The following is a 13754-nucleotide window of genomic DNA, read 5'->3' as shown; positions in this document are numbered from 1 at the left end:
GTGAGATCGCACGTGTGCCGGTTAATGTCATCGATCGCGCGGGCGATCAGATGTCGTTCTATTCCAAGGCCATCGCCTGGATTCCGCGCACCGCGGTGCACTACCGCAAGGAGGTCATGCGGCTGCTCGCCGAGGTGACCTTCGGCAGTGGTGCGCTGGCCGTCATCGGCGGCACCATCGGCGTCATCGTGTTCATGTCCGGCTCGGTCGGCGTCGTGGTCGGCCTGCAGGGCTTCAAGGCCCTGGATGCGCTCGGCAGTTCGGTGCTGACCGGCTTCCTCACCGCCTATATCAATACCCGCGAGATCGCGCCGCTGGTCGCCGCGCTCGCGCTATCGGCAACGGTGGGTTGTGGTTTCACCGCCCAACTCGGTGCGATGCGGATCTCCGAGGAGATCGACGCGCTCGAGGTGATGGCGGTGCCGGGTGTGCCGTTCCTGGTCACCACCCGGGTGATCGCGGGCTTTCTCGCGGTTATCCCGCTCTACATCGTCGGTCTGCTCGGCACCTTCCTGGCGTCGCGAATGATCAGCATCTGGTTCAACGGACAATCCAGTGGTTCCTATGACCACTATTTCAGTCTGTTCCTGCCACCAGAAGACGTCTTGTATTCATTCATCAAAGTGTTGGTCTTCGCATTCGTAATCATCATGGTGCATTGCTATTACGGCTTCAATGCCACCGGCGGACCGGCCGGTGTCGGCGTCGCGGTGGGTCGCGCGGTGCGCGCGGCGATCGTGCTCGTGAATGTGCTCGATTTCTTCCTGAGTCTCGCCATCTGGGGCACCACGACAACCGTGCGGGTTGCCGGATGAGCGAGCGCAGCGAGCGAATAAAAGACAGAGCCACCATCGCGGTCATGCCGGAACCGAGCGTCAGCGAGGTGCAGGCATGAGCGCGCGGGTCATCGAAATGCGAAGCGGCGGTGAGGTGCCGTCATGAGTAATAACGTGCAGCTGTGGCGCGCGACGGAGAAATTGCGTGTCCGGCTACTCGGTATCGCATTCTTCGTGGTCTGCGCACTATTCCTGGTCACTACGGTCGCGATCTACAACAAGGCGTTCGTCGACACCGTCCGGGTCGAACTGATCACCGACAGCGTGGGAAATGCGTTGACCCGCAATGCCGATGTGAAGGTGCGCGGCGTCAATGTCGGCGAGGTCAGGTCCAGCCGGTCCGTGGGCGGCAAGGTGACCCTGGACCTCGCGATCGATCCGGGTAAGGCCGAGCAGATTCCGGTCAATGCGACGGCCCGGCTGCTGCCGAAGACGCTGTTCGGAGAGCGGTATGTGGATCTGGTCATCCCGGACGAGCCGAGTAAGCAGCACCTGACCGAGGGCGTGACCCTGCATCAGGACACCAGCGGCAATGCCATCGAGATCAGCAAGCTGCTCGACGATGTGCTGCCACTGCTGCAGGCGATTCCGCCGCAGGATCTCGCCTCGACGCTCGGCGCACTGTCCCAAGCGCTTTCGGGGCAGGGCCTGGCGCTCGGTGAGTCGGTGGAGAAGTTGGATCACATCTTCCGTGAGGTCAACGGGGTCATGCCGGATCTGAAGCAGGATCTGGTGAGCTTCGCCGATGTGGCCGCCACCTATTCCGATGCGCTGCCGCAGCTGGTCGGCGCATTCGACAACCTGCGCACCACCAACGCGACCATCGTGCAGCGCCGCCCGCAGATCGATAACCTGCTGGCCACGCTGAATCCGACCGCGGCTACCACCGCGGACTTCCTGATCGCCAACCGCGACAACATCATCGATGTGGCCGCCGACTCGCGGCCCGCGCTGGAACAGCTGGCGACCTACTCGCCGACCTACACCTGCGCAATAGCGAACTTCGCCAAGATGAAGCCGCGCATCGACCAGCTCATGGGTATGGGTACCAATCGGCCCGGCTCGCGAGTCAGCATCGAGCTGACCAACACCCGCGGCAAGTACCTGCCCAACCAGGACGAGCCGCGCTGGCTGGACACCCGCGGGCCTTGGTGCGTGCCGGAATACCCGGTCTTCACCGATCCGGGTCAGTACACCGGCGGACCGATCAACGATGGTTCCTACCAGGTGCCGAGCCGCAATCCGGGTGACCAGGACAGTGGCAAGCTACCTGTGCCGCAGTTCGGCATGTACCCGGCCGCGAATGTGCCGACCACGGCCGGTTCGCCCGCCGAACAGCAGACCCTCGGCACGATCTACGGTGCGGCGAACGGTGTTTCGCCCGACCAGGTGCCCAGCTGGGTCACCAGGATCGGTGCACCCGCATTCCGTGGCAGCGAGGTGAGCGTGCGATGAAGGAAACGATGCGCGGCCTCGGCGGGCCGCTGACCAAACTGATCATCTTCGTCGTCGTCACGCTGTTGGCGACGACGATCCTCGGGCTCTCGATCGCCAACTACACCGGCGGCGGCACCGCGTTCAAGGCGCGCTTCTCCGATGTCACCTCGCTCAATAAAGGTGACGAGGTGCGCATCGCCGGTGTCCGGGTCGGGAAGGTCACCAGCGTCAAGATCGTGGACAAGCGCCAGGCCGAGGTCGGATTCGAACTGACCGACCGCGATTGGCTGCCCGCCTCCACGACTGCGACCATCAAGTACCGCAACCTGGTCGGCCAGCGCTATATCGCGCTCGAACAGGGCACGGGCGAGCAGGGCCGCAAACTCAACAAGGGTGCGACCATCGGGCTCGAGCACACCAGGCCCGCGCTCAACCTGACCACCCTGTTCAACGGTTTCCGGCCGCTGTTCCAGACGTTGACAGCCGATGACGTGAACAAGCTGTCCTACGAGATCATCCAGGTCTTCCAGGGTGAGCAGGGCACCATCCACGATCTGGTAGCGACCACCGCGAACCTGACGAACAAGATCGCCGACAAGGACGCGGTCATCGGTGATCTGGTGCGCAATCTGACGGCCGTACTCAATGCGGTCAACGAGCGTGAGGGCCAGTTCGATCAGCTGATCGTCAATACCGAGGCGCTGGTCAGCGGACTGGCCGCCGAACGCGACACCATCGGCAGTTCGGTCACCTCGCTCGGCAATCTGGCCTCGGCCACCGCGGATCTGCTGGTGCCGACCCGCCCGACGCTGCAGGGTTCGATCGCCGGGCTCAGCCAGCTCACCGGCACCCTCGACGAGCGCAAGGACGAAGTGAATACGGCGCTGACGAATCTGCCGATCAAGATGGAGAAGCTCGGCCGCGCCGGCAGTTACGGCTCCTGGTTCCAGTTCTATCTGTGCGGTATCGACATCGTGGTCGGACCGGGCGCGGTGGATGCGCCGCAGCTCAACCTCCCCGCCGGGTTGCCGACGGTCAACCAGCCGCTCTACACCAATGCTGCGCCGCGCTGCCAGGGGAAGGGTGGTCACTGATGGACGACCGGATCCTGCTCGGCAAGCGCAGCCCCGCGTTCCTGGGTGTGCTCGGCTTGGCAATGGTGCTGCTCGTGACGATCTCCGCGTTCTTCCTGGACAGGTTGCCGATCATCGGCGCGGGCACCAAATACACCGCGCAGTTCTCCGAGGCCGCGGGCCTCAAGAAGGGCAATGAGGTTCGCATCGCCGGTGTGAAGGTCGGTGCGGTATCGGATGTCCGGCTCGACGGCAATAAGGTGCTCGTCGACTTCCGCACCCAGGACGCGTGGGTCGGCAACGAGACCACCGCCTCCATCCAGATCAAGACCGTGCTCGGCCAGAAGTACCTGGCGCTGGATCCGAAGGGCTCCGAGCCCGCCGATCCGAGCAAAGTGATTCCGTTGTCGCGCACGGTATCTCCGTATGACGTGGTGGACGCGTTCAGCGATGCGGCCAAGAACATCGATCAGATCGACACCGCGCAGCTGGCCACCAGCATGCGGGTGCTCTCGGAGGCGTTCGAGACCACCCCGCCGGAGATCCGCAACTCCATCGACGGTGTGGCCCGGCTTTCCGAAACCCTCGGCAAGCGCGATGAGGAGCTCAAGAAGCTGTTCGCGGCGACCAGGCAGACCACCGGTGTGCTCGCCGACCGCAGTCAGCAGTTCGAGCGCCTGCTGGCCAACGGCGGACAGTTGCTGGCCGAGTTGAACATTCGCCAGCAGTCCATCGCACAGCTGCTCACCGGCGCCAAGACGGTGTCGGCCGAACTGAGCGCGCTGGTCGCCGATAACGAGAAGCAGATGGGGCCGGCATTGACCAACCTCGAGGCCGCCATCAACCTGCTGAACGAGAATCAGCAGAACATTTCCAAGACGCTGGAACTCGCGGCGCCGTTCTACGGCCTCTACGCGAATGTGCTCGGTACCGGTCGCTGGTTCGACGCGGTGATCGTGAACCTGCTCCCGCCCGGTCTGCCGGAGATTCCGGGCGACCGGCCGCCGGTGCGCACCATGGGAGGTAACTGACATGGGGGTGAACTGGCCTCGTAAGGAGCCGCTCACCGCGCTGCGGACCTCGCGTCGCGGCACCAAGGCGACCATCGCGATCGGCGTGATCGCGGCGCTGGTCCTGGCCGGTGCCCTCTGGTGGCTTTTCGACCGGATGACCACGACCAAGATCACCGCGTACTTCGACCGCTCCGTGGGCATCTACGAAGGTTCGGATATTCGCATCCTCGGTGTGCCGGTGGGCAAGGTGGATTCCGTCGAGCCGCAAGGCGAGCAGGTCAAGGTGGTGATGAGCGTCGACCGCAGCGTCGACGTGCCCGCCGATGCCAAGGCCGCGCAGATCACGCCGTCGATCGTGTCCGACCGCTACATCCAGCTGACCCCGGCCTACACCGGCGGACCGAAAATGGCGCACAACGCGACCATTCCGCGCAAGAACACGGTCACCCCGGTCGAGGTCGACCAGCTGTACAAGAGCATCACCGAACTCTCGGATGCGTTGGGCCCCAACGGCGCCAACGCCCAGGGCGCGGTGAACCAACTGGTGCGAACCTCCGCGGCGAACCTGGCGGGCAACGGAGAGGCGTTGGCCAACAGCATCACTCAGCTCTCGCGCGCGGCGCGGTACCTGGGCGATGCCCGCGGCGATATCTTCGACACGGTCAAGAATCTGCAGACCTTCGTCACCATGCTGGCCCAGAACGACCAGCAGGTGCGGCAATTCAATGTCCAGCTCGCGGATCTGTCGACCTTCCTCGCGGGGGAACGCCAGGACCTCGGCGCGGCGCTGAACCTGCTGTCGGTCGCGCTCGGCGATGTCGCTCGATTCATCGACGAGAACCGGGATCTGATCCAGCAGAATGCCCAGGGCCTGACCACGCTAACCGCGACGCTGGCCAAGCAGCGCGACGATTTGGCCGCGGCACTGCCGGTGCTGCCGCTGGCGCTGAGCAATCTGATCAATATCCACAATGCCGAATCCGGCACCCTCGACATGCGCGCCAACCTCACCGATCTGCAGGATCCGTTCGGCGCGGTGTGCAAGATGCTGGATCTGAGCAAGCTGATGCCGGGCGATCCCAAGTTCGAGGCGCTCGGCAAGCAGATGCGCCCGATTCTGGATCACTGCAAGGAGATCACCGATCAGATCACCGCCGGTGTGAAGACGCCGACGCTGATCCTGCCGTTCGGCATCCTCAGCAACGACAACCAGCAGCGCGATCCGGTGCCGGGCACGGTTCCCGGCACACCGTCCGATCAACTTCCGCCCTCGCAGGGAGGTGGCCAGCGATGAACAAGCGAATTCGTTCCGCGGCACGCACTCTCGCCGTGGCGACTGCTCGCAGGTCGCTAGAAAGGGTCCGCGTAGCGACTGCTCGCAGGTCGCTCGAAATGGCCGGCGCGGTGCTGGTGGTGGGTATGAGCACGGTCTTGGTGACTTCGTGCTCGTCCGAGGGTATCTATGCGGTGCCGCTGCCCGGCGGCGCCGATGTCGGCGACCACCCGATGACCATCGATATCCGGTTCGACGATGTCCTCGATCTGGTGCCGCAGTCCGCGATCAAGGTCGAGGGCGTGGCGGTCGGCCGCATCGAGAAAATCGCTCTGGCTCCGGACGGTTGGACGGCCAGCGTGCGCGCGCTGGTGAATTCCTCGGTCGACCTGCCCACCAATGCGCGGGCCGAGGTGCGGCAGTCGAATCTGCTCGGCGAGAAGTTCATCGAACTGTCCAAGCCGGCCGAGGAACCCGACAGCAAGAAGCTCGCCAATGGTTCGGTCATCCCGGCCGACCACACCCGGCACGCGACCGAGATCGAGCAGGTGCTCGGTGCGCTGTCGTTGCTGCTCAACGGTGGCGGCGTCGCGCAGCTGCAGCCCATCGTCACGGAGCTGAACAAGACGCTCGGCGGCCGTGAGGAGCGGGTGCGCTCGCTGCTGGATCAGGCCAATACCCTGATCGGCGGGCTGAACGAGCAGGTCGACGACATCACAAGGGCCATCGACGGACTCGCCACGCTGAGCGGTCGGGTGAGCACCCAGACCGATCAGATCAGCAAGATCATCGATGAGCTGCCGCAGGGCGTAAAGATTCTGAACGAGCAACGGCCGCAACTGATTTCGCTGTTGCAGCAGCTGGATCGGGTGGGTCAGGCCGGCTTCGACGTGTTGAACCACTCGAAGGACGACCTGATCAAGGATCTGACCTCGCTGCGTCCGACGCTGCAGGAACTCGGCAAGGCCGCACCGGATCTGGTCACCGCGCTGCCGCTGATACCGACCTATCCGTTCCCGGACTCGACGCTGGAGGGCACCTTCGGTGGTCAGGTGAATACCTGGCTCTCGGTGGATCAGCAGATCGGTGTCACGCTCAGCAATCTCGGTGTCGGCAAGGGTGACCCGGTGTACATCCCGCCGCCCTACGGCCCCGAGGTACCGGTGAATCCGACCAACCCGTACTACGGCGGCAATGGTCCGCGCCCGGGTTGGCCGACGGTATCGCTGCTGCCGCTGCCGCCCAATATTCCGCGCTACCCCGCTGGCCTGCCGCAGCTGCCTGCCGATCCGCTCGGGGCGATTCTCGACCAGATCGGAGGTGGTCAGCGATGACCCGTCTGGTGCGCTACCAGCTGGTCGCGTTCGCCCTGATCGCGGTGCTCGGCGTGGTATTCGTCGGCGCCAAATACGTTCGGCTCGAGCACATGCTCGGCATCGGCGAGTACAGGGTGAAGGTCGACGCCAAGCAGACCGGCGGCATCTACAAGGGCGCCGAGGTGACCTACCGCGGCGTCCCGGTCGGCCGGGTCGGCAATCTCGAACTGACCGATTCGGGTGTGGCTATCGACCTGGTGCTCGATTCGAACGCGCCGAAGATTCCGGAGTCGGCCAAGGCAGTGATCGCCAACCGTTCGGCCATCGGTGAGCAGTACGTCGATCTGCAGCCCGATGCCGACCACGGCCCGTATCTGCGCGACGGTTCGGTCATCGCCTCGGCGACGACACCGATTTCGGTCGAGCAGCTGGTGCAGAGCGTGGACACCTTCACCCGCTCGGTCGATCTCACCGCGCTCAACACCACCGTCACCGAACTCGGCAAGGCTTTCGATGGCAAGGGCGACGACCTCAAGGTCTTCATCGATTCGCTGAACAAATTCACCGCCACGTTCAACGACAGCCTGCCGCAGACGATCCAGTTGATCCGCGACGGCCGGATCGCACTGGGCACCCAGGCCGAGCAGTCGGGCTACATCCGGCAGTTCAGCCAGGGCCTCGACGAACTCACCGCTCAACTGCGCTCGAGCGATCCGGATATCCGGCGGCTCATCGGCACCGGCACCGATGCCGGCGAGCAGATCACCGCGCTGCTGAACGAGAGCGGCGGCGCGCTCACCGAGGATCTGACCAACCTGCGTCAGCTGCTGCTGACCATCTCGCCGAAGTTCTACGCGCTGCGTCCGCTGCTGCAGATGCTGCCGGGGCTGTCCATCGGCGCGTCGTCCACCGCGCCCGGTGACGGCACCAGCCACTTCGGTCTGGTGCTCGAGGCGAACAACCCGCCCGCGTGTACCCAGGGCTACGAGGGCACCAAAGCGATCCTCGACCAGATGAAGCGGGAGAATCCGGACTTCGACGACACCCGCGACGAGTTCCCGTTCAACAAGGACGCGAAATGCACTGTGCCGTTCGGTAATCCGACCGCGGTGCGCGGTGGAATGCGCGCCGATCTGGCGGATCCGAGCATTGTGCAGCCCTGGGATTCCAACCCCAAGACCGATCCCGAGAAGCTGAATCTGAACCCGATCGCCGTACAGATGGCCACCCTGTTGGGGGTCACGCCCAAGCGGTGAACAGGACCTACGCGGCTACGCCGCAGTAACAATAGTTAGGGTGTCTGGCCGTGAGCGAGCGAACCAAAAAAACTGCGCCCATGATGGGCACGACCGTGCCGAGCGCTAGCGAGGTACGGTCGTGAGCATCGACATGTCCAAGGAAACGCCGGCGGTGACCGGCTCCGATTCCACGGAAGCCGATGCCGCAGCGCATGACGCGACGGCATCGGATCCCGTGCGCCCGACGGTGGCGTCCGCGGACGCACCCCGCGGACGACTCGCGGTCACCATGGTCGCGGCCGCCGCGTTGGTCGTCGCGTTGATCGCCGCGGTCTGGTTCGGCACCGGCTGGGTGCGCGCGGCCTTCTTCACCGACGGTCCGCGCGTCGAGGCGCGCGATACCGCGCTCGCCGATGCCAGGCAGGCCGCGATCAACCTGATGTCGCTGGATCCGAATGATGTCGACGGTTCGATCAAGCTGATCCAGTCGTCGATGACCGGATCGCTGCTCGACGATGCCACCAAGACCCAGGAGCAGTTCCGCGAGCAGGCCACGCAGGCCAAGACCAGGCTGGAGTCCAAGGTCATCGGCTCCTCACTGACCGCGCTGAACTCCGAGCGCGACCACGCCTCCGCGCTCATCGTGCTGCAGACCACCAGGACCGTCCCGGATGTCGCGCCGTACCCCTACCGTCAGACCTGGGCCCTTGATCTGGTCAAGCAGGGTGAGGTCTGGAAGGCCGAGAAGGCGAGTCCGCTGAGCCAGCCCATCCCCCTGAATCAGCCGACTGCCGCACAGCCCGGTGCCACGCCGTCCGCGGGCGCGACGCCCAAGCCCGGATCGTAGGAGAACCCGTCATGGCATCTCGTCGACCAGTCAATCGGGTCACTCCCCGCAACCGTCCCACTGTCGGCCGCACGGCGGCGAACACCGGGTCGGTCACCGCGCGCCGCAGCAACCGCGCGGCCGACGAAGCGACCACGAAGCGCCGGACGAAGGTCGCTGGTAGCGCGGAACCGGTCCGTCCGGCTCAGCACCCCGCCGAGCCGTCGCGGCCGTGGTCGCAGCGGTTGCGCCCGGGCGCGGGGTGGGGTGTGGTCGCGGCCCTTCTCCTCGTCGCTGTGCTGCTTGGTGCCTTCGCCGCGGTCGCGGCGTTCCGTCCCGGCATCGACGATTCCAACGAGGCCTATGTGGACAGCAAGGCCACCGAAGAGGTGACCGCGGCCGCTTCGCACGCGTTGAAGACCATCTACGCCTATGACGTGAACAAGCTCGACGGCTACAAGGATGCGGTACACGGTGTCGTCACCGGGCAGATGCTGGCCGATTTCGACAAGTACGCCGATACCAATCTCGCCGCCCTGAAACAGGCGCAGACCAGCGCCGATGCCCTCGCCGATCCGATCGGGGTGACCTTGCTCACCCAGGACAGGGCCGAGCTGCTGGTGAACTTCGTGGTCAGCGCGAACAAGAACGGCATCGCCCAGCAGAGCGCCTCCGGCCCGATCGTGCTGAAAATGCAGAAGGTCGACGGCAAGTGGCTGGCTGCGGCCATCGTCGACCAGTGATTTCGGCGGCATAAGCCCAGCGGGGCAGGGGATCTGGCTGATCACCGGGTCGGGCCCGCCACTTGACGAGTTTCGCCGGACACGTCACGCTATTCACAACAGCGGCAGCTGTCACAGTGGCTTCTCGCGCCCCGTGGCTCCCGACGCAGCCAGCGATTCGGACCCGGAATGCGGCCATAACGGTCACGGCGTGCCGCCACGCGGAGGCTTGTTCGGGTGGTACTTTGACACCACCTTGCGTATGGGTGTACGGTTGGACGTTGCGCTGGCTGCCTCCTGTCCATACCTCGATTTGCACACGTAAGTTCCACCTTCCGGTGTTACTTCCGTTGTTGCCTGTTCGGGTTTCGTTCGGGTTGTATCCAGCGGAATTCGTAGCAGACAAGCGACGGTCGCGGACCACCACGCGACGCGCGTGAGGTGCTGGAAGGACGCATCTTGGCAGTCTCCACCCAGACCAAGGCAGTTGCCGGAATCCCCGGAGCCCCGTTGCGGGTGTCTTTCGCGAAGATCCGTGAACCCTTGGAGGTGCCCGGACTTCTCGATCTACAGACCGACTCATTTGCATGGTTGATCGGCTCGCCCTCGTGGCGTGAGAAAGCCGCGGCTCGCGGCGACGGCGGACTAACGGGCGGTCTGGAGGAGGTGCTCGAGGAGCTCTCGCCGATCGAGGACTTCTCCGGGTCGATGTCCCTTTCTTTCTCGGATCCTCGTTTCGAGGAGGTCAAGGCCTCCATCGACGAGTGCAAAGACAAGGACATGACCTACGCGGCGCCGTTGTTCGTGACCGCTGAGTTCATCAACAACAACACCGGTGAGATCAAGAGCCAGACGGTCTTCATGGGTGATTTCCCGATGATGACCGATAAGGGCACGTTCATCATCAACGGCACCGAGCGCGTCGTCGTTTCGCAGCTGGTGCGTTCGCCGGGTGTGTACTTCGATCACAGCGTCGACAAGGCCACGGAGAAGGACCTGCACAGTGTGCGGGTGATTCCGTCGCGTGGCGCTTGGCTGGAGTTCGATATCGATAAGCGCGACACCGTTGGCGTGCGTATCGACCGTAAGCGCCGGCAGCCGGTCACCGTGCTGCTCAAGGCGCTGGGTTGGACGAGCGAGGAGATCGTCGAGCGTTACGGCTTCTCCGAGATCATGATGTCGACCCTGGAGAAGGACAACACCGCCGGTCAGGACGAGGCGCTGCTGGACATCTACCGCAAGCTGCGTCCGGGCGAGCCGCCGACCAAGGAGTCCGCGCAGACCCTGCTGGAGAACCTGTTCTTCAAGGAGAAGCGCTACGACCTGGCGCGCGTCGGTCGCTACAAGATCAACAAGAAGCTCGGCATCCACCTCGGCGAGCCGATCACCGCATCGGTGCTCACCAAGGAAGACATCGTCACCACGATCGAGTACCTGGTGCGTCTGCACTCCGGTGATCGGGCGATGACCGCGCCGGGCGGCGAAGAGGTGCCGGTCGAGGTCGACGACATCGACCACTTCGGCAACCGTCGCCTGCGCACCGTCGGCGAGCTGATCCAGAACCAGATCCGGGTCGGCCTTTCCCGCATGGAGCGCGTGGTCCGCGAGCGGATGACCACCCAGGACGTCGAGGCCATCACGCCGCAGACCCTGATCAACATCCGTCCCGTCGTGGCCGCGATCAAGGAGTTCTTCGGAACCTCGCAGCTGTCGCAGTTCATGGACCAGAACAACCCGCTGTCGGGTCTGACCCACAAGCGTCGCCTCTCGGCGCTGGGCCCGGGTGGTCTGTCCCGTGAGCGCGCGGGTCTGGAAGTCCGCGACGTGCACACCTCCCACTACGGCCGCATGTGCCCGATCGAGACCCCGGAAGGCCCGAACATCGGCCTGATCGGTTCGCTGTCGGTGTACGCGCGGGTCAACCCGTTCGGCTTCATCGAGACGCCGTACCGCAAGGTGATCGACGGCGTGGTCACCGATGAGGTCAAGTACCTCACCGCCGACGAAGAGGACCGCCACGTCCGTGCGCAGGCCAACTCGCCGGTCGACGTCGACGGCCGCTTCATCGAGGAGCGTGTGCTCTGCCGCCGGGGCAATGACGAGAACGAACTCGTCCCCGCCTCCGAGGTCGACTACATGGATGTTTCGCCGCGTCAGATGGTTTCGGTCGCGACCGCGATGATTCCGTTCCTCGAGCACGACGACGCCAACCGTGCCCTCATGGGTGCGAACATGCAGCGTCAGGCCGTGCCGCTGATCCGTTCCGAATCCCCGATCGTGGGTACCGGTATGGAGCTGCGCGCCGCGGTCGACGCCGGTGACGTCGTGGTGAACGAGAAGTCCGGTGTGGTGGAAGAGGTTTCGGCCGATTACGTCACCGTGATGGCCGACGACGGCACCCGCAAGAGCTACCGGATGCGCAAGTTCGCCCGCTCGAACCAGGGCACCTGCGCGAACCAGCGGCCGATCGTGGACGAGGGCCAGCGCGTCGAGATCGGTCAGGTGCTCGCCGATGGTCCCTGCACCGAGAACGGTGAGATGGCGCTCGGCAAGAACCTGCTCGTGGCGATCATGCCGTGGGAGGGCCACAACTACGAGGACGCGATCATCCTGTCGCAGCGCCTCGTGGAAGAGGACGTGCTCACCTCGATCCACATCGAGGAGCACGAAATCGACGCCCGCGACACCAAGCTCGGTGCCGAGGAGATCACCCGGGACATCCCGAACGTCTCCGACGAGGTCCTCGCGGACCTGGACGAGCGCGGCATCGTGCGCATCGGCGCCGAGGTTCGCGACGGCGACATCCTGGTCGGCAAGGTCACCCCGAAGGGTGAGACCGAGCTGACCCCGGAGGAGCGGCTGCTGCGCGCGATCTTCGGTGAGAAGGCGCGCGAAGTGCGTGACACCTCACTGAAGGTGCCGCACGGTGAGTCCGGCAAGGTCATCGGCATCCGCGTGTTCTCGCGCGAGGACGACGACGATCTGCCTCCGGGCGTCAACGAGCTGGTCCGGGTGTACGTGGCGCAGAAGCGCAAGATCCAGGACGGCGACAAGCTGGCCGGTCGCCACGGCAACAAGGGTGTCATCGGCAAGATCCTCGCGACCGAGGACATGCCGTTCATGCCCGATGGCACCCCGGTGGACATCATCCTGAACACCCACGGTGTGCCGCGTCGTATGAACATCGGCCAGATCTTGGAGACCCACCTCGGGTGGATCGGCAAGGCGGGCTGGGATGTCGGCGCCGGTGCGGACGGTGGTTCCCGTCCGGACTGGGCCAAGGCACTGCCGGAGGAGATGCTGGCGGCCCCGGCCGAGTCCAACATCGCCACGCCGGTGTTCGACGGCGCTCGTGAAGAGGAGCTGACCGGTCTGCTCGCCTCGACCCTGCCGAACCGCGACGGTGAGCGCATGGTCGACGACAACGGCAAGGCGACGCTGTTCGACGGACGTTCCGGTGAGCCCTTCCCGTACCCGGTGGCCGTCGGCTACATGTACATCCTGAAGCTGCACCACCTGGTCGACGACAAGATCCACGCCCGTTCGACCGGTCCGTACTCGATGATCACCCAGCAGCCGCTCGGTGGTAAGGCGCAGTTCGGTGGTCAGCGCTTCGGTGAGATGGAGTGCTGGGCCATGCAGGCCTACGGCGCCGCTTACACGCTGCAGGAGCTGCTCACCATCAAGTCCGACGACGTGGTCGGTCGCGTGAAGGTGTACGAGGCGATCGTCAAGGGCGAGAACATTCCGGAGCCGGGCATTCCGGAGTCGTTCAAGGTGCTCCTGAAGGAGCTCCAGTCGCTGTGCCTCAACGTCGAGGTGCTGTCTTCGGACGGCGCGGCGATCGAGATGCGCGACGGCGATGATGAGGATCTGGAGCGTGCGGCCGCGAACCTGGGCATCAACCTGTCCAGGAACGAAGCCGCGACCGTCGACGATCTGGCGAACTAGGCGGTAGGGCCGGATGGCGTGCACGCCGACGACATCCGGCCTCCGCGCTCGACCAACTAGTGAACTTTT

Annotated in this window: 10 protein-coding genes; all 10 read left to right on the top strand. The window is 64.7% G+C overall.

The annotated features are described in order from the left end of the window. Positions 1-50 precede the first annotated feature (50 nt). The 10 genes from OIE68_RS27645 to OIE68_RS27600 all read left to right on the top strand — a co-directional run bounded on the left by OIE68_RS27645 (position 51) and on the right by OIE68_RS27600 (position 13685). Positions 51-815, top strand: a complete 765-nt coding sequence (locus OIE68_RS27645) for an ABC transporter permease (protein WP_327101825.1) — start codon at positions 51-53, stop codon at positions 813-815. 123 nt (positions 816-938) lie between these two features. After that, a complete protein-coding gene (locus OIE68_RS27640; protein ID WP_327093994.1) occupies positions 939-2291 on the top strand; it encodes an MCE family protein in 1353 nt (450 codons plus the stop codon). An 8-nt stretch (positions 2292-2299) separates the two neighbouring features. Further along, entirely contained in the window at positions 2300-3367 is a 1068-nt protein-coding gene (locus tag OIE68_RS27635) for an MCE family protein (protein ID WP_327101824.1), read from the top strand. Continuing rightward, positions 3367-4377: an MCE family protein gene (locus tag OIE68_RS27630; RefSeq protein ID WP_327093993.1), complete on the top strand. Its 1011-nt coding sequence runs from the start codon at positions 3367-3369 to the stop codon at positions 4375-4377. The genes OIE68_RS27635 and OIE68_RS27630 overlap by 1 nt, the downstream gene beginning before the upstream one ends. 1 nt (position 4378) lies before the next feature. Then, positions 4379-5653, top strand: a complete 1275-nt coding sequence (locus tag OIE68_RS27625) for an MCE family protein (protein ID WP_327093992.1) — start codon at positions 4379-4381, stop codon at positions 5651-5653. Between the two features lie 125 nt (positions 5654-5778). After that, a complete protein-coding gene (locus tag OIE68_RS27620; RefSeq protein ID WP_327093991.1) occupies positions 5779-6966 on the top strand; it encodes an MCE family protein in 1188 nt (395 codons plus the stop codon). Next, on the top strand, positions 6963-8204 hold the full coding sequence (locus tag OIE68_RS27615) for an MlaD family protein (protein ID WP_327093990.1): 1242 nt from the start codon (positions 6963-6965) through the stop codon (positions 8202-8204). The genes OIE68_RS27620 and OIE68_RS27615 overlap by 4 nt, the downstream gene beginning before the upstream one ends. A 121-nt stretch (positions 8205-8325) precedes the next feature. Next, positions 8326-9033, top strand: coding sequence for a hypothetical protein (locus OIE68_RS27610; RefSeq protein ID WP_327093989.1), 708 nt, complete (start codon positions 8326-8328; stop codon positions 9031-9033). Positions 9034-9044: 11 nt separating this feature from the next. After that, entirely contained in the window at positions 9045-9755 is a 711-nt protein-coding gene (locus tag OIE68_RS27605) for a hypothetical protein (RefSeq protein ID WP_327093988.1), read from the top strand. A 420-nt stretch (positions 9756-10175) separates the two neighbouring features. Next, complete coding sequence (locus OIE68_RS27600) at positions 10176-13685, top strand: DNA-directed RNA polymerase subunit beta (protein ID WP_327093987.1); 3510 nt, start codon at positions 10176-10178, stop codon at positions 13683-13685. Positions 13686-13754 lie beyond the last annotated feature (69 nt).

This window comes from Nocardia vinacea, assembly GCF_035920345.1.
In the GTDB taxonomy this organism is placed as follows: domain Bacteria; phylum Actinomycetota; class Actinomycetes; order Mycobacteriales; family Mycobacteriaceae; genus Nocardia; species Nocardia vinacea_A.
The sequence above is the reverse complement of the archived record's forward strand: the minus strand, read 5'-3'. Positions and strand labels throughout refer to the sequence as shown.